This window comes from Nocardioides humilatus, assembly GCF_008373755.1.
In the GTDB taxonomy this organism is placed as follows: Bacteria; Actinomycetota; Actinomycetes; order Propionibacteriales; family Nocardioidaceae; genus Nocardioides; species Nocardioides humilatus.
The window spans coordinates 1-459 of record NZ_VUJV01000167.1 but is presented as its reverse complement, the minus strand read 5'-3'; the positions used below and the strand labels follow the sequence as shown (position 1 = coordinate 459).

The window sequence follows — 459 nt, the reverse complement described above, 5'->3', positions numbered from 1 at the left end:
GCTTCACTTCTTTAGCGGTTGGTGCTTTTGTAACATCATCCGGATTCTCAGCAGCATCCTTCAATCTCTTAGCCCGGATACCGACGAGTTTGGCAATGGAGCGAGCTCCTCTCAGGTATTGATAAGCTTTGAAGTTCTTTTCATCTTCAGTGATAGGTCTTGCAACTGATTTAGGAGCAGGCTGTTGAACTGGCATTAATGGACCACGTAGCTGTGTAGCCAGCTTACGTTCTTCTTCATTGGCCTCACCCTTCAGCACCTTTTTGCCTTTCGGGAAGAGTATAAGACGCGCTCTGTATTCCTTTATTCTTTGAACATTGATTTGCAATGATTCAACAGACTTGTTGCGTCTACGGGGATCTACAGCAATTCCAATCGTTCGGGCAAATACTGGGTTCAATCCTGCGGCCCTAATTTCACGAAGAGTGAATCCTCTACCGGCGCGTACTTTAGTATGGT

At 46.0% G+C, this 459-nt stretch carries 1 protein-coding gene; it reads right to left on the bottom strand.

Features of this window, described 5'->3' with window-relative positions; genetic code table 11:
* The coding region (locus tag F0U44_RS24345) for a ribosomal protein L13e (protein ID WP_188113654.1) at window positions 1-459 on the bottom strand (459 nt) is incomplete at both ends.